16 protein-coding genes and 1 other RNA gene are annotated in these 19001 nt (G+C 34.8%); 7 read left to right on the plus strand and 10 right to left on the minus strand.

Annotated features, from left to right (window positions below; all coding sequences use genetic code 11):
- Window positions 1-163: 163 nt before the first annotated feature.
- The 6 genes from B3P23_RS00005 to B3P23_RS00030 all read right to left on the minus strand — a co-directional run bounded on the left by B3P23_RS00005 (window position 164) and on the right by B3P23_RS00030 (window position 6927).
- Entirely contained in the window at window positions 164-736 is a 573-nt protein-coding gene (locus B3P23_RS00005; protein ID WP_260946597.1) for an OmpH family outer membrane protein, read from the minus strand.
- 108 nt (window positions 737-844) lie between these two features.
- A complete protein-coding gene (locus tag B3P23_RS00010) occupies window positions 845-1378 on the minus strand; it encodes an OmpH family outer membrane protein (RefSeq protein ID WP_045752439.1) in 534 nt (177 codons plus the stop codon).
- A gap of 79 nt (window positions 1379-1457) precedes the next feature.
- Window positions 1458-4025: an outer membrane protein assembly factor BamA gene (gene bamA / locus B3P23_RS00015; protein ID WP_045752438.1), complete on the minus strand. Its 2568-nt coding sequence runs from the start codon at window positions 4023-4025 to the stop codon at window positions 1458-1460.
- A 122-nt stretch (window positions 4026-4147) separates the two neighbouring features.
- Window positions 4148-4885, minus strand: a complete 738-nt coding sequence (locus B3P23_RS00020; RefSeq protein ID WP_045752437.1) for an isoprenyl transferase — start codon at window positions 4883-4885, stop codon at window positions 4148-4150.
- A gap of 418 nt (window positions 4886-5303) precedes the next feature.
- Entirely contained in the window at window positions 5304-6191 is an 888-nt protein-coding gene (locus B3P23_RS00025) for an NAD kinase (protein ID WP_045752436.1), read from the minus strand.
- Between the two features lie 73 nt (window positions 6192-6264).
- Window positions 6265-6927 (minus strand): CBS domain-containing protein, encoded by a 663-nt coding sequence (locus B3P23_RS00030; RefSeq protein ID WP_084405263.1) that lies wholly within the window; start codon window positions 6925-6927, stop codon window positions 6265-6267.
- 231 nt (window positions 6928-7158) lie between these two features.
- Here B3P23_RS00030 and B3P23_RS00035 point away from each other — a divergent pair, with 231 nt between their 5' ends.
- Both B3P23_RS00035 and B3P23_RS00040 read left to right on the plus strand, forming a co-directional pair.
- Window positions 7159-7992 (plus strand): 1-acyl-sn-glycerol-3-phosphate acyltransferase, encoded by an 834-nt coding sequence (locus B3P23_RS00035; protein ID WP_045752434.1) that lies wholly within the window; start codon window positions 7159-7161, stop codon window positions 7990-7992.
- A 4-nt stretch (window positions 7993-7996) separates the two neighbouring features.
- On the plus strand, window positions 7997-8956 hold the full coding sequence (locus tag B3P23_RS00040; protein ID WP_045752433.1) for a GNAT family N-acetyltransferase: 960 nt from the start codon (window positions 7997-7999) through the stop codon (window positions 8954-8956).
- Between the two features lie 27 nt (window positions 8957-8983).
- On the opposite strand, the gene B3P23_RS00045 is transcribed toward B3P23_RS00040, so the two are convergent.
- From B3P23_RS00045 to B3P23_RS00060, 4 genes are all read right to left on the minus strand, one after another.
- Window positions 8984-10297 carry a DEAD/DEAH box helicase gene (locus tag B3P23_RS00045; RefSeq protein WP_248754584.1) on the minus strand — a complete coding sequence of 438 codons (1314 nt, stop codon included), beginning with the start codon at window positions 10295-10297 and terminating at the stop codon, window positions 8984-8986.
- Between the two features lie 106 nt (window positions 10298-10403).
- Window positions 10404-10724 carry a GNAT family N-acetyltransferase gene (locus B3P23_RS00050; RefSeq protein ID WP_045752431.1) on the minus strand — a complete coding sequence of 107 codons (321 nt, stop codon included), beginning with the start codon at window positions 10722-10724 and terminating at the stop codon, window positions 10404-10406.
- Between the two features lie 172 nt (window positions 10725-10896).
- Complete coding sequence (locus B3P23_RS00055; protein ID WP_052627464.1) at window positions 10897-11313, minus strand: VOC family protein; 417 nt, start codon at window positions 11311-11313, stop codon at window positions 10897-10899.
- 128 nt (window positions 11314-11441) lie between these two features.
- Complete coding sequence (locus tag B3P23_RS00060; RefSeq protein ID WP_045752429.1) at window positions 11442-12833, minus strand: arginine decarboxylase; 1392 nt, start codon at window positions 12831-12833, stop codon at window positions 11442-11444.
- Between the two features lie 109 nt (window positions 12834-12942).
- On the opposite strand from B3P23_RS00060, the gene argS reads away from it, so the two are divergent.
- From argS to B3P23_RS00085, 5 genes are all read left to right on the plus strand, one after another.
- Window positions 12943-14727 carry an arginine--tRNA ligase gene (argS, locus tag B3P23_RS00065; RefSeq protein ID WP_293923468.1) on the plus strand — a complete coding sequence of 595 codons (1785 nt, stop codon included), beginning with the start codon at window positions 12943-12945 and terminating at the stop codon, window positions 14725-14727.
- An 8-nt stretch (window positions 14728-14735) separates the two neighbouring features.
- The gene (locus tag B3P23_RS00070; RefSeq protein WP_293923469.1) at window positions 14736-15818 is read left to right on the plus strand and encodes an oxidoreductase; all 1083 of its coding nucleotides are present in this window, start codon (window positions 14736-14738) and stop codon (window positions 15816-15818) included.
- Window positions 15819-15828: 10 nt separating this feature from the next.
- A complete protein-coding gene (locus B3P23_RS00075; protein WP_293923471.1) occupies window positions 15829-17022 on the plus strand; it encodes an NAD(P)/FAD-dependent oxidoreductase in 1194 nt (397 codons plus the stop codon).
- 68 nt (window positions 17023-17090) lie between these two features.
- Window positions 17091-17471, plus strand: an RNA gene (rnpB, locus tag B3P23_RS00080) — RNase P RNA component class A.
- A 57-nt stretch (window positions 17472-17528) separates the two neighbouring features.
- The gene (locus tag B3P23_RS00085; RefSeq protein ID WP_045752426.1) at window positions 17529-18944 is read left to right on the plus strand and encodes a sigma-54-dependent transcriptional regulator; all 1416 of its coding nucleotides are present in this window, start codon (window positions 17529-17531) and stop codon (window positions 18942-18944) included.
- Window positions 18945-19001 lie beyond the last annotated feature (57 nt).

Consider the following 19001-nt stretch of genomic DNA (forward strand, 5'->3'; position numbering starts at 1 on the left):
GTATGGTAAGGTAAGGAAAGGTAAGGTAAGGTAAGGTAAGGTAATGTAAGGTAAGGTAAGGTAAGGTAAGGTACGGTAAGGTAATGTAAGGTAAAACAAAAACAGCAACCTATAAGGTTGCTGTTTTTGTTAAAATCTGAAAGATTTTACAGAGATTAATTCATTATTTTTTTGCTGGTGTCGGAGTAGCAGTAGCTGAAATACCTAATTTGGTTTTAACAGCAGCAGTTAAATCATCACCACCTTGAAAATAAGGAATGTTAGTGCTTGAGATATCAAAAACATAAGCATATCCTTTTTCTTTAGATACGTTGTTAAGTGCTTCTGATACTTTTCTATGAATCGGAGAAATTAACTCTTCTTCTTTTTTGTTTAATTCTTCTTGAGCAACACGTTGGTTTTCGTTGATACGAGTTTCGATATCACGTAATTCAGTACCTAATTTTTGCAATTCAACATCTACAGTTTCTTTGTTTGCTTCACTTCTATTACGTGCTTTGTCATTTGCTTCTTTTTGTTTTGTTTGATACATCGCATACATATCTTGAAGCTCTTTTGTTTTTCCATCACTTAACGTTTTCAATTGTCCTTCAGCCGTTTTGAATTCTGGAGTTGATTGAATAATTTCCGCAAAATTGATATGACCAATTTTTTGTTGTGCATGAGCTAACTGAGTTGCAAAAAAAACTGCTACAAATGCAATAGCACCTTTAAATAAATTTTTCATTCTTTTCATGTTAATCTTAAATCGTCTCTTCAAATTATTTTGAGACAAATTTTTGTGTTTCTAATTTAATACTTAATAATACTCCTATTCGTTCTCGCAATATTAGTAAACTAATATTTAGTTTGCAAGTGCAGGATTTGGTTTTAATCCTAATTTAATAATGACGTCATTACTTTTATCAAGTTTTGGATTTGCATATAGGAAAGTCACTTCTTGACCTCTATCTAATATGATGTCTAAGCTTTGTGCTTTTGCTAAATCTTGAATTGCTTTAGAGACACGTTGTTGTATAGGTTGAACCAGTTTTTCACGTTGCTTAAATAACTCACCTTCAAAACCAAACTTTTGCTTTTGATAATCTTTAACATCTTTTTCTTTTTTCACGATCTCATCTTCCCGACGTCTACGCATATCTTCGTTTAATAAAACTTGATCGTTTTGATAAGCTTTATACAATTTTTCGATTTCCGCGTATTGCTGGTCAACATCTTGCTGCCATTTTTGAGATAAATCATCTAATTGTTTTTGAGCAGACGCATATTCAGGAATATGTTTTAAAATATATTCTGAATTCACATATGCAAAATTTTGCGCAAAAGTAGCTGATACGGTAACTACAACAAATGCTATTACTAAAACTATTTTTTTCATGTTATTTTTGTTATAACTTTCAACTAATATATGAATTTCTTCTTTATGACATTTAATATTCCAAAAAGTTTAAGCGGGATTAAAATCCTCCCATATTTTGCATAATACTAAATGTGAAGTTTTGTTTCCATGTACTGCTTGGTAAGCCTGGGATTGGATCAAATGCATGACCGTAATCAATACCTAACATACCAAAGATAGGTAAGAAGATACGTGCTCCAACACCTGCTGAGCGTCTTACTTTGAATGGATTATATTCTGAGAATTTATTCCAAGTATTACCTGCTTCAGCAAATGCTAATACGAAAACTGTTGCTTGTTCATTTAACATTACAGGATGTCTCAATTCCATTTGATATTTGGTATAAATTGGACTTCCTGAATTTCTTGCAATGTTAACATTCTGAGTTCCTTCTGGAATAACAACACCATTGGCATATCCACGCATTGCGATGATCTCAGATCCTTGTAAGAAGTCAAAACCTTGCATACCATCACCACCGACTTTGAAGCGTTCAAATGTAGAAATTCCTGTTTTATTAGAATAACTACCTAAGAAACCAAATTGTGCCTGTGCTTTGAATACCAATTTACCAGCAATCTTTGCATACCATTGTGAATCAAATTTCCACTTATGGTATTCTGTCCATTTGTATTTCACATTATTTTCTGCTGTTTCATAATTGATATTATTAAACAGCGAATATGGTGGCGTAACTTGAACAGAGAACTTAAGGTTAGATCCTGAAGTTGGATAGATCGGCGCATCAATTGTATTACGGCTGAATTCTTGTGTTAAGTTAATATTATATGCTGTACCATTGTCAAATAAGAAATAGTTGGCATAATTCTGCAATTTATAACGTTGAAACGATAGGGAAGTGTTGGCTTGGAACCAGTTATCTGGCCATTGTAAACGCTTACCTAAGGTTGCGGTTACACCCGTCATCCATATCCTATTAAGTTCCGAATCTTTTACCGTTTGCTCCCCAGTATAGTAATTAAAACCTCCATATGAAGAACTAGACGTATAGGCGCTTAAACCAAAATAGATTGGTTTTTTACCACCTAACCATGGCTCGGTGAAAGAGAAACTATAGGACTGGTAACGTTTACCTGATGTCTGTCCACGAATACTTAATTTTTGTCCGTCACCACGTGGCAATGGTTTCCAAGAGCTTTTGTTGAAAAGATTACTTGTAGAGAAGTTATTGAAGGTTAATCCTAAAGTACCGATAATCTGTCCTGCACCATAACCTCCTGATAACTCCACTTGATCTGAAGGCTTTTCAGCTACATTATATAAAATATCGACCGTTCCTTCAGCATGATTTAGATTTGTAGGAACAGGATTAGTCTTTTGCTCATCAAAATTACCCAATTGTGCGATTTCTCGTACAGAAGTCATAATTGCCTCTTTTGAAAACTTTTGACCTGGCTTGGTACGAATGGACCTTAATACGACACGATCATTGGTCACATCATTTCCTTTTATTAATACGTTATTAATCGTATACTGCGCACCTTCATATACACGTAAATTGAGATCAATTGTATCGTTGTATATACGTGTTTGTTCTGGATCGATCGAGAATGTCAAGTAGCCATCATTCATATATAATGAAGAGATATCATCACTATTTCTACCACCGCCCAATAATTTAGTATTTAGTTTCTCTTCACTGAAAATATCACCTTTACGTATTCCTAAAATCCGATTTAAGACAGTGTCTGTATATTTCGCATTTCCTGACCATTTGATATTACCTACATAATATTTAGGTCCTTCATACACATCAATATTGACCAAGACATTTTTATCGTCAACTTTAATGACGGAGTCTTGTATGATTTCTGCATCGCGGAAACCCTTATTTTGCATTTTAGATACTAAAGTTTCTTTTGCTTCTTTATATTTTTCTTCTTTGAATTTTCCGGGACCAAAAATACGGAACCATGCTTTTTGCTTAACTCCTTTTAAATTTTTTCGAAGCTGTTTCTGTGTAAATTCTTTATTGCCTGTAAATGTTATCTTTTTGACACGTACTTTATTCTTACGGTCAACATCTGCAATTAAAATCTCATTATTAGCCTGAGCACTATCTTTTTCTGTGCTGATCTTAATTTCTGGATATAAATAAGCTTTCTCTCTTAAGAAGCGTTGGATGGTGTTACGCGTGGTATTGATCAGATTTTCATTGACCACTTTACCGGCATTATCATTTAATCTTTTACGAACTTCTTCTGTTTGGCTTTTACTCAAACCTTTAATGTCTATTCGTGTTAAACGTGGTCTTTCAACAACACGAATATTTAGAAAAATGGTTTCACCTTCTATCTTTTCGGACCATAATTGTACGTCATCAAAAAGCCCTTGAGCCATCATCACTTTTACCACATTGGATGTAGCTTCACTAGGAACTTCAATGTATTGACCAACAACAAGTTTGGATATTGTAATTAATACATTGTTGTCAAGATGCTGCGTTCCTGAAACTGTCACACCACCAATGATATAGTCTTTAGGGGATAAATAACTTATTTGGTTGGGATCATTCAGGTTTATAGCAGTTCCATTCACTTGAGCTTGTGCGAATTGTGGTTGGGTACATGCTAAAAATAATATAACAATAAGTATGCGCTTCATTTATAAATTTTTATTGATGCTAAAGTACATCAATCAGTTGTTAATTTTTGTTAATTAAGAAAAATTTAAGAACCAGCAAAATATGACGGTTTAAAATCAGTTAGCAAAGTTACTAATAAAGATTAGATCTGCTCACTTGTTTTTCCAAATCTTCTCTCACGCTGTTGATAATCAAGAATGGCCTTAAATAGGTCTTCTTGTTCAAATTCGGGCCACATCTTATCTAGAAAACAAAATTCGGCATAGGCAATCTGCCATAATAGGAAGTTACTAATTCTGTATTCTCCGCTTGTTCGTATTAACAAATCTGGATTTGGGAGATTGGATGTATAAAGATTTTGTTGAAATACTTCAGTGGTAATCTCTTCGATGTTTAGTTCCCCTTTTAATACTTTTTCTGCAATATTTTTTGTAGCCTGTACGATCTCTTCTTGTGAACTATAGCTTAATGCCAGCGTCAATACACAGTTTGTGTTATGTGCTGTTATATCCATCGTTTCCTGTAATTTTTCTTGACAATTTTTAGGAAGTTTAGATAGATCTCCGATGGCATTGAGACGGACACCGTTTTTTTGAAAGGTTTTGATTTCTTTTTTGAGTGAAGAAACCAATAGTTCCATGAGCGCTATTACTTCCAATCGAGGTCTGTTCCAATTTTCTGTAGAGAAAGCATATAAAGTAAGATGTTTTACTCCAACTTGGATAGTAGCTTCTAGCGCCTCTCTAACAGCCTTGACGCCATTTTGATGACCAAAAATTCGCAGTTTTCCTTTTTCCTTTGCCCATCTTCCATTGCCGTCCATAATTATAGCAATATGTTGTGGAAGCTTATTTTTGTCAATATGATCTATTGTGCTCATGTTCTATTTCTTTACTTCTGCCTATCTCCCGATTGGTAAAAACATTTATAATATACGACCTATTTAATACCTGCATAGGTGTAGTCGTAATTTTCATCAACATTAGCTTTATCTTTTATCCACAACTTTTATTGTGTAGTAATGATTGAATGTTGATTAGTCTACTTATGTCTATGATTGAAAATTACTTTGATAAGCAATTTCAGCTTGTCTACCTAAATATCTGTCCTTTTTGATTTGAATATTCAGTAGCCACCCTTTCATTAAATGTAGAATCGTCTAGTCAGCATTGAGCATTATTTGCTCTTTGTAGCACAACTCTTTGGTCTGGGTAAGTTAAATGAATAAGTTGTTCAAAATATTTTGTGGTAAATATAAATCTTTTTGATGAATAGAGAATTAGAAATTATTGCTAATATCAATAATTTCTGACGTCTAATCCCCAAAGTAATTTCTCTCTCAGGGTCTCAAAATAGCTTTCTCCATCTAATCTAATTAAATTAATATAGAAAGGTGCTTTTGTGATTTTCAATCTAACGTTACTTGGTACTGTTTCATTTTTTGAGTCACAGCTCAATATATATTTTTCGGAACGGCTTTCGATTTCTAAATCTAATTCAAATTCAGATGATATGACTACTGGTCGTACATTTAAGTTGTGCGGAGAAATTGGAGTGATTACAAAATTGCCGCTTCCGGGCATAATTATAGGACCTCCACAACTCAGTGAATAGGCTGTTGAGCCTGTCGGTGTAGCAATAATGAGTCCATCTGCCCAATAAGAATTTAAAAGTTCTCCGTTTAAGTAGGCATTGATCGTGATCATGGCAGAACTATCGTATCTAAATACGGTAATATCGTTCAAAGCATAATTGCTATTTCCTCCAAATAATTCCTTATCCGGGGATTCAACAGCTAAAAGTGCTCTTTTTTGAATTTTATAATTTTTAACAAGAATTTGATCAATGGATGTTTCAAAATCTGTTTTGTTTATCGAAGCTAAAAATCCTAATCTTCCGAAATTGATACCAGCGATGGGTATGCCTGAGTTGTGAATTAGGGATACTGCGGATAGCATAGTTCCATCTCCTCCTAAACTTAACATAAAATCTGTGTCGAGAGGAAGATCTGCATTGGAAGTGTACGTAGAAAAGTTTTTAGTACAATCAAATTGTTTCTTTAGAAAATTATAAAAACTATCATAAATCCATATTTCTACTTCTTTCGCAATTAAATATTCTAGTAAATGTCTTACATGGGGAATAACTGAAGGAGTAAATTCTCTACCATAAATTGCCACTCTCATATTGTACAGTATTTTTTATCTAGCAGTGATGATTGTATTTGTTTGCCAAAGATGAGAAAAAACTACCGTATTGCTAAATATTGATGTAATTCATTAATTGTTTGTAACGATCTTCTAGGTCATCAAACTCTTGTAGGGTATTAAAACTTGCCATAACCTTATAGTTTTGTCGTGCGAAAGAGGAAAGTAAATTTGCTATATTGGATTGATTAACCTTTATAGTTACTTGAATTGTCGCATTCTCCAGTATTGCTTGGGTTGAACAATTTAATATTTGACAGTTTTCGACTTCAACCAAATGAGCAATTTTAGACAATGAAAAGTCATGAGCTCCGACTTCTAAAACAATAATTGCTCCAACGTCATTGAGAGATTGTAGTACTGAAATCGTTTTGATTAGTTCTAACGAGGTCAATATTCCTTTATAATTATTATGTTCATCTAAAACAGGCAAGGTATCCATATGATATGCTGTCATTAAGCGAACTGCATCATAGGGGTGCTGATTTGCCATGACGTAAATAGGATCTGTTTTTAAATGGATCGTAGCAACAGTGAATTGATCATCTAGTGCGTTTAATAAATCATTTTGAGTTATATAACCCAAATAATTATCGCCATCTACGACTGGTAGTAAATGAAATTGGAAATCTTCCATTCGATCTAATGCAAAGGCGATCGTGTCAGTTTGCTTTATGGTCGTGTTTTGTGATAGGGGGATGTTCGCTATATACATGTCCGTTGTTTATCTGTATACTATTGACCTTAAATTTAATAAAATGTTTAAACAATCCGATTTTTATTAATAAAAAAGCTTTATCAGATTAAAGGTCATTAAATTTTTACTTTAACTTTGCACAGTTTATATATTATTGATAATGGATTGTACAAATTTTATCTACTTTTACAAAAGTGCGATTTATATTTTGAATATGTAAGGTAGTTAAATCATAGTACTGGAATTTTTATGGGTGAGGTTGCAAGTCAGAAATTTATTGAAGTTAGGGAAGTAATTCGAAAGAAGAGTCCAAAATTGGCAAAATGGATTCCTTCATTCTTATTAAAATATTTAGAGCGAACTATCCACGAGGATGATATCAATGATATCATGACTCGTTTTGCGAATTTGCAAGGTTTAGACTTCGTAGATGCGCTAATAAAGGACCTGGGTGTTCATGTCGAGTTAAAGGGTGCAGAAAATATTCCGATTGATGAAAGTGTAATTTTTGCTTCTAATCATCCATTAGGAGGTCTGGATGGTATTGCTTTCATGCATGCTATCGGACGGTATCGTAAAGATGTCAAGTTTCTGGTCAATGATATATTAATGAATGTAGGGAATCTACAACCCTTATTTATACCTGTGAATAAATTGGGTGGACAGGGGAAGAGTGGTATTGCTGCTATTGAACAGGCTTATGCTTCTGATACCGCGCTACTGGTATTTCCGGCAGGCCTGGTCTCCAGAAAACAAGCAGATGGAAGGATTGAGGATCTCGAATGGAAGAAAAGTTTTATAAATAAGGCAAAGAAATATAAAAAAGATATCGTACCGGTATATATTGAGGGTAAAAACTCTAACTTTTTTTATAATTTTGCAAGGCTAAGACAGAAGATTGGCTTAAAGGCAAATTTGGAAATGCTTTATCTACCTGATGAAATGTTTTCTCAACGCAACCAAACTGTGACGATTGTTATCGGCGAGAAAATATCTTACACACATTTTGATCAATCTAAGGGCGAAAAAAAATGGGCTGAAGAGGTTAAGCGATTGGTTTACGGAATGTCTCAAGAAAAATAAAATTATGCAAGAAATTATTGCTCCAGTTGATAGAGAGTTGTTAAAAGCTGAGTTGGGTAAAGAGGCTTTTATACGTTACACTAACAACGGAAATAACGAAATATACTTAATCAATTATCATAACGCACCCAATGTGATGCGTGAGATAGGAAGATTGAGAGAATTGACTTTTAGAGGTGCTGGTGGTGGTACTGGATTATCTATAGATATTGACGAAAATGATACTTGTGAAGATTGCTATGATCAATTGATCGCATGGAATCCAGAAGAAGAGGAGGTAGTTGCAGGTTATCGTGTTATTAAATGTGCTAATGCCTCTATGAAAGATGGTGTTCCGAATTTATCTACTGCACATTATTTTCAATTTTCCGAACGATTTAAAAGTGACTATTTACCTTATACGATCGAATTAGGTCGATCTTTTGTACAACCCAAATTTCAACCTGCAATCGATAACCGTAAAGGAATTTTTTCATTGGATAATCTTTGGGATGGTCTAGGCGCTTTAGTGATGATCAATCCAGATATCAAATACTTATTTGGAAAAGTAACGATGTACCCTCACTATAATAAAGAGGCGCGAGGTATGCTTCTTTATTTTATGGAGTATCATTTTCCTGATAAAGAGAATTTAGTTGTACCTATTCCGAGTTTGAATTGTGAAAATGATTTTTCTAAATATGAGGGTATGTTTGACGGATTAGATTATAAAGAATCTTATAAACTCTTGAATAGTAAAATAAGGGCATTAGGAGAAAATATTCCACCTTTAATCAATACCTATATGAATCTTTCTCCAACTATGAAATCATTTGGAACAGCTATTAATGATGAATTTGGTGAGGTAGAAGAGACGGGGATCTTGATTACAATAGCGGATGTATATCCAGTGAAAAAAGAAAGGCATATGAATACTTTCGAGCGCGATCGCGAGTATGGTAATAAAAAATCAAAGAGAGGCTAAAGCCTCTCTTTTTTTGTATTTCTCTATTTAAGAATCTCTTCTTCTAGAAGTAGTTCTATTTCTATTTTCGGATCTTGGACCTGATGAGGTTCTTCTTCTATTTCCACCAGTATTTCCATTACTAGAGCTTTGTCCATTTCTGCCTGCAGATGCTGGTCTTCCTGATTTCTTCGCTGCAGCAGGCTTTTTTGGTGCTATTCCGGAGATATGTAATGCGTAGGGATGTTTTTCCACTAAAGGAATTTCCATACGAATTGATTTTTGAATATCTAATAGAAAAGCATATTCTTCTTCGTCGCAGAATGAAATCGCTTGACCATCTTTACCAGCTCTACCTGTACGGCCAATTCTGTGTACATATGATTCAGGAATATTGGGTAAATCATAGTTGATTACAAATGCCAGCTCATCGATATCAATACCACGTGCTGCAATATCGGTAGCAACCAATACGCGTAGGGTGCGGTCTTTGAAGTTTTTAAGGGCGTTTTGACGGGCACTTTGAGATTTATTTCCATGAATGGCCGCAGATTGAATATTCTTTTTTGCAAGATCTTTAACGATACGATCTGCACCATGTTTAGTTTTAGAAAAAACTAACACGTGATTTATATTTTTCTCCTTTAAAACATGGATTAACAAATCTTTTTTGTCGTTTTTCTTAACGTAATAAACTTCTTGTTGGATCTTTTCTGCGGTAGTAGATTCTGGAGTGACTTCGACCTTGATAGGATCAACAAGAATATGATTTGCTAATTTTTGAATCTCAGGTGGCATTGTTGCTGAGAAAAATAATGTTTGTCTTTTTTCAGGTATTATTTTAATTAGCTTCTTTACGTCATGTATAAATCCCATATCTAACATACGGTCAGCTTCATCCAAAACAAAAAACTCTAAGTGTTTTAAATCGATATAACCTTGACCATATAAGTCTAATAAGCGACCTGGTGTAGCAATAAGAACGTCCACACCTCTTTTTAGGGCATCGCGCTGTGGCTGTTGTCCAACACCTCCAAAAACTACAAGACTTTTGAGTGGAAGATCTTTTGAATATTGATTAAAGTTTTCTTCAATTTGAATCGCCAGTTCGCGTGTTGGTGTTAAAACTAAAGCACGAATATTTTTTTTCGCAGTTTTAACTTTTGAATAACTTAACATTTGAAGTATAGGAATAGCAAAAGCAGCAGTTTTTCCGGTTCCTGTTTGAGCGCAACCTAATAAATCATTTTTCCTAAAAATGATTGGAATTGCTTGTTCCTGAATTGGGGTAGGAGTAGTATATCCAACAGCTTCCAATGCCTTAAGGATTGGAGCTATGAGTTTTAAATCTTGAAATTGCAATCTAATTATTTATTTGTAAGCGACAAAGGTAACTTAATTTTATGGATTGCAGTTGTAATTTGTTGAAACATTTATTTTATATTTCAGCTAAAAATAAGATTTATACCTACTTATCTTGTTCGAATCCTTCAAAACTGGGATCCACTATTGCTTTCCATTCAGGATGCTTTTTAATATAGGCATATACTAAAGGGCATAGAGGAAACAGTGTGTAATGATGATCTTTTAAATAGTGAAGTGTTTTTTCAATAATTGCAGTTGCGACTCCTTGGCCGGCCAGTTGTGGATCGGACTCCGTATGTATAAGCCAAATTTTGGTAGGTCTTTCTTTGAATGCAATAAAAGCTTGATACTCTCCTATATGAAGCTCAAAATGATTCACTTGATCATTTTTAGTTAAGGATAGATTGATAAATTCTTCTTTCATAGTATTGTTGTTTATTTATATAGCATAATAACAATCGTATTGTTATTGTTTTACATGACAAATAATTATTTTTCTGTGGTTACGGTCTAAATAACATTGGATATGAGGACAGTTATAACGAGAGCGATTTATAAGGAATAGCTTTTGTGCTCATGCCATTAAATACTTTGTCTTATGACGCCTCTTCTAATCCTTTAATATTAATCTTTTTCATCTTCACCAAAGCTTCCATTGCTTTTGGATTTGAAATGAGTACATGAATTTTTTTTGGTATGATTTGCCAAGAAAATCCAAATTTGTCTTTTAACCAACCACACATATTTTCTTGCCCGCCATTTGCGGTCAACATGTTCCAATGGTGATCGATTTCTTGTTGATCTTCACATTCAACAACAAATGAGACAGCATCGGAAGGTTTATAAGATGGACCTCCGTTTAGTCCCATAAATCGAGTGTTATTAATTTGAAAAATAACGACCAAAGGATTGGAGGAAATGATTTTTCCATCTTTAAATACTGAACAGTAGAAGTTTGCTGCATCTTGGGCTTGACCATCAAACCATAAACAATTATAAATTGAATCTGTCATAACTATGGTTGCGTTAAAGTATTATACACCTAAAAATACAAATTAATCATGAATAACAGATATTAAATAAAACAAAAAAGGTTAGAAATGAAAATTTCTAACCTTTTTATTATCTGTTGTCTACGCTCTTATTGGTAGCCCAATAGTTTCATAACTTGTTTTGAATTTTGTTCTTCACCAAATACTTCATAATTAAATGTTTCGTCGCGGTTACGACGAATAAGTACATGTTTTGGTGACGGTAACAGGCAGTGGTGAATACCTCCATATCCACTTAGTACATCTTGGTAAGCTCCTGTGTGGAAAAAACCTAAATACTGTAACTTACGTGTTTTGGGCATAAAAACAGAGCTGGTATGTGCTTCTTGATTATAGTAATCTTGACCATCACATGTAATACCGCCTAAATTAACGCGCTCGTATTCTGAATCCCAATTGTTGATGGGAAGTAGGATATATTTTTGATTTAAAGCCCAAACATCTGGTAAATTTGTGATAAATGAACCATCGATCATAAACCATTTTTCACGATCGTTTTGTAATTTTCTGCCTAATACCTTGTACAAAATGCCTGAAGCTTCTGCAACGGTATATTTGCCAAACTCGGTGATAATATCAGGCTCCATTACTTCATGCTGCGCGCAGATCTGCTTGATTCTGTTCACAATCTCATTGACCATATATTCATAATCGAAATCATGAACTAGAGAATCTTTAAAAGGCATACCTCCACCAATATCTAACGTATCTAAATCTGGGTTTACTTTCTTAAACTTACAGAATAGGGTAACATACTTTTCTAGCTCATTCCAATAGTATGGTGTGTCCGATATACCTGAATTGATGAAGAAATGTAACAACTTAACCTTAAAGTTAGGGTTGTTGGCGATCTTGTTATTATAGAATTCTATAACTTCCTCAATACGAATGCCTAATCTTGATGTATAGAACTGGGAGTCTGGCTGCTCTTCTGAAGCGATACGAATACCCAAAGCACATGGTTCTTCCAGTTCAATTTCATCATCATAGAGATTGAATTCTTCTTTGTTATCTAAGACCGGGATAATATTCTTATACCCATCATGGATCATATCAATAATGTACTGTTTGTACTGATATGTTTTGAAGCCATTACAAATTACTGTAATGTCTTTTGTTACGGTACCTTGACGTTCTAAAGAGTCAATCATCGGCATATCAAATGCAGACGACGTCTCTAAGTGAATTTCATTCTTCAATGCCTCTTCAACAATATGTTTGAAGTGGGAAGATTTAGTACAATAACAATATTTGTAGGACCCTCTGTAGTTGTGTTTCAAAATTGCGGTTTGAAACAAAATTTTCGCTTGTTGAATTTTTTTGCTGACGATTGGCAAATAAGTAAAACGCAACGGCGTACCGTACGTTTCTATCATTTCCATTAAATTCAAATCGTGGAAATACAATTCGTCGTCGATGATTTCGAATCCGTCTTGCGGAAAACCAACACTTAGGTCAAGAAATTCCTGATAGCTCTGCATTTTTTATTATTTTTGCAAAGATATACTTTCAATATGAATACAAGAACAGGGAAGGTGAATTATTTTTGTATTCTATATCAGGGAGTTGCATATTTTACATAATCATTACATGGCGAATTCTATTCAAAACAGACTTATTGAAGTCACTGTTCAAGCTGTAAAACAGCTTTATAATGCAGATATTTCTGAAAATCAAATTGCTTTACAAGAGACACGCAAAGAGTTTGAAGGACAAATTACAATTGTAACTTTTCCTGTTACCCGATTTTCTAAGAAATCTCCTGAGCAGACCGGTACAGAGATAGGTGAATATTTGAAAAGTCAAATTACAGCTATTTCAGATTTTAATGTTATTAAAGGATTTTTAAATATTTGTCTTGCTGATGAATATTGGATTTCTCTTTTAAATGAAACAATCGTGAAAAGTGATTTTGGCGTATTTCCATCAAATGGTAAAAAGTTAATGGTGGAGTACTCTTCTCCAAATACCAATAAACCGCTTCACTTAGGACATATTCGTAACAACCTGTTAGGGTACTCTGTTGCTGAACTTTTAAAAGCTTATGGTTATGAGGTGATCAAAGCAAATTTGGTAAATGATCGTGGTATTCATATTTGTAAATCGATGCTTGCATGGCAAAAATTTGGAAATGGAGAGACTCCTGAGTCGACAGGTATGAAAGGGGATCATTTGGTAGGTAAATACTATGTTGTTTTTGATAAAGAATATAAAAAAGAAATAGAGACACTCAAAGCTGAAGGTCAAACTGAAGATGAGGCTAAGAAGAATGCACCATTGATAAAAGAAGCACAAGCGATGTTGCAGCAATGGGAAGCTGGTGATGAGGCTGTGATTGATCTTTGGAAAACAATGAATAGCTGGGTATACGCAGGTTTTGAAAAAACGTATAATCAGTTAGGTGTTAATTTTGATAAGTATTATTATGAGTCAAATACCTACTTGCTAGGAAAGGATATTATTCAAGAAGGATTAGATAGCGGTGTTTTCTTCAAAAAGGAGGATAATTCTGTATGGATTGACTTAACGGATGAAGGATTGGATGAAAAGCTCGTCTTGCGTGGAGACGGGACTTCAGTGTACATTACACAGGATTTAGGTACGGCTCAATTGAAATACGATGAATTCAATATGAATGATTCTATTTATGTTGTAGGGAATGAACAAGATTATCATTTTAAGGTATTGTTCTTAATTTTGAAAAAATTGGGCAAATCTTGGGCTAGTGGTTTATTTCACTTATCTTACGGGATGGTTGATCTACCTTCTGGCAAAATGAAATCTCGTGAGGGTACTGTTGTTGATGCTGATGATTTGATGAATGAGATGATTCAAACAGCTAAAGAGCGCACGGAGGAATTGGGTAAAACGGAAGGTCTGTCTGAGGAAAATAAAAATGCACTATATAATACCATCGGTATGGGAGCATTGAAATATTTCTTATTAAAGGTTGATCCTAAAAAACGATTATTATTTGATCCAAAGGAATCTGTTGATTTTCAAGGGAATACAGGTCCGTTTATTCAATACACATATGCTCGTATCAAATCCGTGCTTTCAAAGGCAAACTTTGATGAGTTGTCAGCAATATCGGTTCCTGCGTCTATATCGGCTTACGAGCGAGACTTAATCATGAGTTTAGGAAATTTTCCGAATATTATTGCGATTTCAGCTCAAGAATTTAGCCCTGCTCAGATGTCCAACTACATTTATGAAGTTGCGAAATTGTACAACAAGTTTTATCATGAGGAGACGATTTTGAAAGCAGAAATTGAAGAAGTCAAAAACTTCCGTTTGCATCTTTCAGCAGCAGCTGCAAAAATTATCGCTAAAGGCATGAATTTATTAGGAATTGAAGTTCCTGAACGTATGTAATTTAAAAGATGATGACTCAGAAAATTCGTGTAGGTTTAGTTGGTTTTGGTATTTCAGGACAAGTGTTTCATGCTCCGGTTATGCGATCCATTCCTGAACTTGAATTAGTGAAAATAACTGCTCGTAAAGCAGACCAAAAAGTAATTGTAAGTGAAAAGTATCCTACAGCATTAGCTGTGGATCATATTGATGATATATTAAATGACGAATCTATTGATTTAGTCGTTATCGCGACCTCAAACGATATGCATTATCCTTTTGCTAAGCAGGCATTGCTAGCAGGGAAACATGTGGTAGTCGAAAAGCCATTTACCAATACATCTGAACAGGCTGATGAATTGATCGCATTGGCAAAAGAAAGCGGTAAAATTCTATCTGTGTACCATAATTTAAGATTCAACTCAGATTTTAGAACGATCAAAGAGGTGATTAAGGACCAGCGACTTGGGCAGATCAAGAATTTTGAAGTTCGTTACGATCGTTTCCGTAACCATCTTAGACCGGGTGCGTGGCGAGAAGATAATCTGCCAGGTTCAGGAATCTTTTATGATCTTGGAGCGCATTTAATTGATCAGACGCTACAACTCTTCGGTAGACCAAATGCTGTATTTGCAGATTTGACTATTCAAAGACCTGGAGCGGGGGCAATTGATAATTTCGAATTACTCCTTTACTATCCAGAAATGCGTGTTTCTTTGAAAGGAGGGATGCTTGCTAAAGAGCCGACTCCGCGATACACTGTATTTGCATTAAACGGAAACTTCTTGAAAAATGGTGTTGATCCTCAAGAGGAGTTATTACGTGCGGGTGTGTTTCCTGATGAGCATCCTAATTGGGGCAAAGAGGATCCATCTATTTATGGTAAATTGAATTTGCTTTATAATGGGAAAGATCTCGAAGAGACAGTTACTTCGAAATTAGGCAGCTATCCTGATTATTACCAAAATATAGCAGATGCTATTCTTGGGAAAACTCCTCTAATTGTTACGGCAGAACAAGGCCGTGATGTTATTCGTATTATCGAACTTGGGATAAAAAGTCAGGCGGAACGTCGTGTCATTTCATTAGATAATGAACTAATAGGCTATTAATAATATAAATATGAAGCAATATGATGCCATTATAGTTGGGGGAGGGGCGTGTGGGCTCATGTGTGCTGCTCAAGCTGGTTTATTAGGTAAGCGAACTTTAGTAATTGAGCGAAATGATAAAGTTGGGGCTAAGATTCTAATTTCTGGAGGAGGAAGGTGTAATTATACCAATTTGGGTACTGACATCGATAATTTTGTGTCCGAGAATGTAGATTTTTTAAGATCTGCATTTAGTCAATGGACGGTAGATGATACATTGAGTTTTTTTGAGTCGCATGGTATATTTGGTGAGGAGAAAACGTTGGGACAATTATTTCCTTCTTCGAATAAGGCTAAAGATGTTGTAGCCGTTTTTACTAAGATTTTATTTGCAACGGATCAGGATATAAGATTAAACACGGTTGTTAAGGCTATAGAAAAGCTTAAAGATGACTTTGTCTTAACAGTGGAAAGTGAAAAGGGCGTTCAGCATTTAACGACAAAGAAGGTTGTTATGGCAAGCGGAGGTTTACCTGTCGCGAAGTTGGGGGCCTCTGATTTTGCTATTCGTACGGCTAAGAAATTTGAGATGGCAATTGTACCTACCGCACCTGCTTTAGTACCTCTAACTATTACAGGAAAGGAGGCCGACTGGTATGCTTCTTTAGCTGGTAATTCAGTTTTTTCTAGAGTTTATAATCATAAGATTAGTTTTGAAGAGAACATCCTTTTTACGCATTGGGGCTTAAGTGGTCCGGCGATTCTACAGATTTCATCTTATTGGCGTGCTGGAGAAGAGTTCTATATTGATCTTTTGCCTCGGTTTCAATTGGATAAAATAATCAAAGATGAACGTAATGAAGGTGGAAAACGTTTGGTTTCGAATATCTTGAATGATTATTTTACAAAAAGAATGGTAGAAGCCCTCGGTAAATTTCTGCCATTAGATACTAAAATAGCTTCTCTAAGCAAAGTAGACGCCAATTTAATCATAGATACGATTCATAAATTCAAAGTTAAGCCAGCAGGCGATAAGGGTTATGATAAAGCTGAGGTGATGCGTGGAGGTGTTTCGACAGCAGAGCTGAACGCTAAAACTTTGGAAAGTAAAAACGTAAGTGGCTTATTTTTTGGAGGTGAGGCCGTAGACATTACGGGGTGGTTAGGAGGATACAATTTTCAATGGGCTTGGGCATCTGGTTATGCAATTGCACAGGCGATATGATACAAAATTTCATTCTTTTCTTTTTTTTAAGCGAATATTTATCAATCTAAATCCTACCTTTGCAGAAGAAGCAAACTGGTTCTATCGCTGCTCCCTAAAGGAGGAGAGGAAAGTCCGGGCAACGCAGAGCAACACGCTTCCTAACGGGAAGGATGCTATTGACTTAGTAGACAGAAAGTGCCACAGAAAATATACCGCTTTTCGGAGTAAGGGTGAAAATGTGAGGTAAGAGCTCACAGTCTTGTATGGCGACATGCATTACGGTAAACCTCGTGTGTTGAAAGACCAAATAGGTTGCGAAATTCGAAGGCTGCTCGTCTTCTTTTAGCTTTGGCTAAGATTCGTAATGGGTAGGTTGATGGAGCTAGTTAGTGATGACTAGCCTAGATAAATGGTAGAAACTCCGATTTTTCGGTTTACAGAACCCGGCTTATAAGGTTTGCTTCTTTTTTACTATATTACCAGTAATTTAAATAATCTTTAAAGAGGAGTAATAAAACTTATTTATGAGTACCATATTAATTATTGATGACGAACGGGCAATCAGAAATTCGCTAAGAGATATCTTAGAATATGAAGATTATAATATACTGGATGTAGATAACGGTAGTGACGGCTTAGAAATCATTAAAAAGGAAAAAATTGATCTTGTTCTTTGTGATATTAAGATGAATAAGATGGATGGTATGGAAGTTTTGGCAACAGCTCAAAAAATAAATCCAGATCTTCCTTTTATCATGATCTCGGGTCATGGTACTATAGAAACAGCTGTTGAAGCGGCTAAGAAAGGCGCCTTTGATTTTCTAGAAAAACCATTGGATCTGAATCGTTTACTGATTACGGTTAGAAATGGTCTGGAAAAAGTTTCTTTAGTAACGGAAACTAAAGTTTTAAAGAGAAAAGTTACAAGTTATAAAACAAAAGAAATTCTTGGTAAATCTGAGGCTATCAGTCGGATCAAAGAAACCATCGATCGTGTTGCACCTACCGAAGCTCGTGTACTTATCACTGGTGCAAATGGTGCTGGTAAAGAGTTGGTGGCAAGATGGATTCATGAGAAATCTAATCGTGCAGAAGGACCTTTAATTGAAGTTAATTGTGCTGCAATTCCTTCTGAACTGATTGAATCAGAACTTTTTGGACATGAGAAGGGATCTTTTACTTCTGCGATTAAACAACGTCTTGGTAAATTTGAACTTGCCACCAATGGAACACTTTTTTTAGATGAAATTGGTGATATGAGTCTTTCGGCTCAAGCTAAAGTACTACGCGCTTTGCAAGAGCATAAGATCACAAGGGTAGGTGGAGACAAAGAAATTGATGTCAATGTACGTGTTGTAGCGGCAACAAATAAAAATTTATTTAAAGAGATCGATGCTGGAAATTTTAGAATGGATTTGTATCACCGTCTTTCTGTAATTTTGATTCACGTACCTTCACTAACAGAACGGGTTGATGATATACCTTTATTGTCTAAGAATTTTTGTGAAGAGATCTGTAATGAATATGGTGTTCCGGTAAAGGAAATCACTGCAGCTGCATTAAAAGAGTTGTGCAATCTTCCGTGGACAGGAAATATTCGAGAGTTACGTAATATGATTGAACGCTTGATTATTTTAAGTGATAAATCAATCACTGATAGAGATGTTATTGCATTTGCCAATCCTTCTAATACCGTCAATGCAATATCTACTACGAGTCATCCAAGTAACGGAGCTAGCCAATCTAACCAAAATGGTAGTAAGGTAGATCTTGATAATTTTGCTTCTTTTCAAGATTTTAAAGATTTTGCTGAGAAAGAATTTATTAAGTACAAATTAGAGAAAAATACTTGGAACGTTTCTAAAACAGCCGATGATTTAGATATTCAACGTAGTCATTTATACAGTAAGATTGAAAAATTTGGTCTTAAAAGAGATTAGTTATAAGATTTTATATTAGATATTGAAATATTCAATACACCATAAAAAAAGTAGCAA

The sequence above is a fragment of the Sphingobacterium sp. UBA6320 genome (assembly GCF_002440335.1).
GTDB lineage: Bacteria > Bacteroidota > Bacteroidia > Sphingobacteriales > Sphingobacteriaceae > Sphingobacterium.